The sequence below is a fragment of the Paraburkholderia ultramafica genome (assembly GCF_902859915.1).
In the GTDB taxonomy this organism is placed as follows: domain Bacteria; phylum Pseudomonadota; class Gammaproteobacteria; order Burkholderiales; family Burkholderiaceae; genus Paraburkholderia; species Paraburkholderia ultramafica.
In genome coordinates this window covers 1-1,443 of sequence record NZ_CADIKK010000139.1, presented here as the reverse complement: position 1 = coordinate 1,443, position 1,443 = coordinate 1, and the positions used below count along the sequence as shown (strand labels likewise).

General features: G+C 60.4%; 3 protein-coding genes and 1 pseudogene. All 4 read right to left on the bottom strand.

Going from position 1 to position 1,443, the window contains the following annotated elements:
* Positions 1-210 (bottom strand): response regulator (locus HV744_RS36560; protein ID WP_175151474.1); only part of this gene is annotated, 210 nt, incomplete at its 3' end.
* A gap of 7 nt (positions 211-217) precedes the next feature.
* On the bottom strand, positions 218-340 hold the full coding sequence (locus tag HV744_RS38185; RefSeq protein WP_281363707.1) for a hypothetical protein: 123 nt from the start codon (positions 338-340) through the stop codon (positions 218-220).
* Positions 337-708 carry a GFA family protein gene (locus HV744_RS36555; RefSeq protein WP_175154083.1) on the bottom strand — a complete coding sequence of 124 codons (372 nt, stop codon included), beginning with the start codon at positions 706-708 and terminating at the stop codon, positions 337-339. The genes HV744_RS38185 and HV744_RS36555 overlap by 4 nt, the downstream gene beginning before the upstream one ends.
* 452 nt (positions 709-1,160) lie before the next feature.
* Positions 1,161-1,443, bottom strand: a pseudogene (locus HV744_RS36550) (hypothetical protein); the annotation flags it as partial.

Sequence of the window (1,443 nt, the reverse complement as noted above, 5' to 3'; positions counted from 1 at the left end):
CAGTTCGCGGCACAGCACCAGACCGTCTTCGCCCGGCATCATCAGATCCAGCACGATCAGATCGGGCGCGCCCTGATCCAGCACGGCGCGCATCTGACGCCCGTTGGCCGCGAGCGAAACGCGCATGCCGTTCTTCTCGAAGTAACTGGCAAGCAATTCGCGGATCCCGCGGTCGTCGTCGACGATCAGTACGTGGTCAGTGGTTTCCATCAGTGCACTATCTCTTTCGACGTTTGAGCTGCGCCCCGCTAGCCTGGATCAGAGAGCACTGCAGCGGATGCGCCAGTTCGGCAGCGAGGCCGCCGGTAACAAACACGAGAATTGCCAGCAGCCGTTTCATGCGTCCTCCAGCACGGACAGGCTGGCGCCATCGGCCACTCCGGCTTCCAGCGTATACGGATCGACACTTTCGAGGCAACCGATATTGACCCGCCACTGCAGCGGGTCTTTGCGCGTCTGATGAAAAGGATAAATGCCGCAATGCTTGCAGAAGTAGTGCCTGGCCACCTTCGTGTTGAACTGGTAGAGCGTCAACGCATCCTCGCCGCTCAGAATCTTCAGCTGGCTCGCGGGGAACAGCGGCGTCATCAGCGCCCCCTTGCGCCGGCACAGGCTGCAGTTGCAACGCCCGGCCGGAACGATCGCGGTACGCACTTCAAATTTGACGGCCCCGCAGTGGCAGGATCCTTGCAGCAAGTCGGCGCTCATGGTGCTCTCCGTGATTGGCAACGACTGCTTTATAGCCTGGTTCGCGAGGCGAATTGTGTCGCAGTGTATCTACCGGTCGAGTCGATACACAACATTGCAATCGAGGGTGTTCTGAACGCGATCCAGCCAGCCTTGCGGCTTTGACGGATAGGCACCCGAGTTTCGAGTTTCGACGGAAAGTAGGGACTGCCGGCGCGCCACGCCCGCAAATGGAAAAGCGGCACGTAGCGGATTGATCTGGGACTCGACCCGTTACGCTACGGGACTGTAGCGGGCGATCCCTGGTGGCGAAATTGAGCAGTGAACGAGAGGTCGAGACCGGCAGGCGTCGTTTCGCTTGCCGGTCTCTCCATGATGCTGATGCTGATGCTGATGCAGGTAGGTCCAACAGCCAACAGCAGATCGACGCACCGCCCCCCCCCCCCGCGGCGGCGCGTCGATATTTTCAGCGCTTATTGGCCTGTGTACCCGACCGGAACAGTCGAATTGGCCTGTGCAACAGTCGCGTTGTTCGACACGATGTATTGCGGCACTTCGGTAAGCGTCAGCGAGACGGTGCCGTTGGTATAGGCAACCGTGCTGACATTGCCGTAACCATCGATCTTCGTCACGTTCCCCGACGTGCCCGGGTTGTCGACCTGCAGCGAGTAGCCAGTGGAGTAGGTCTGGCTATACGCGCCACTGCTCGTGGGCCACTGTGCGTTGTTGTGCGTCCACGCAGCCGTCACGACCTTG

What these genes read in the sequence shown, in the direction of transcription:
- HV744_RS38185 (WP_281363707.1), bottom strand. Translation starts at nt 340, where the DNA reads ATGAAACGGCTGCTGGCAATTCTCGTGTTTGTTACCGGCGGCCTCGCT.
- HV744_RS36555 (WP_175154083.1), bottom strand. Translation starts at nt 708, where the DNA reads ATGAGCGCCGACTTGCTGCAAGGATCCTGCCACTGCGGGGCCGTCAAA.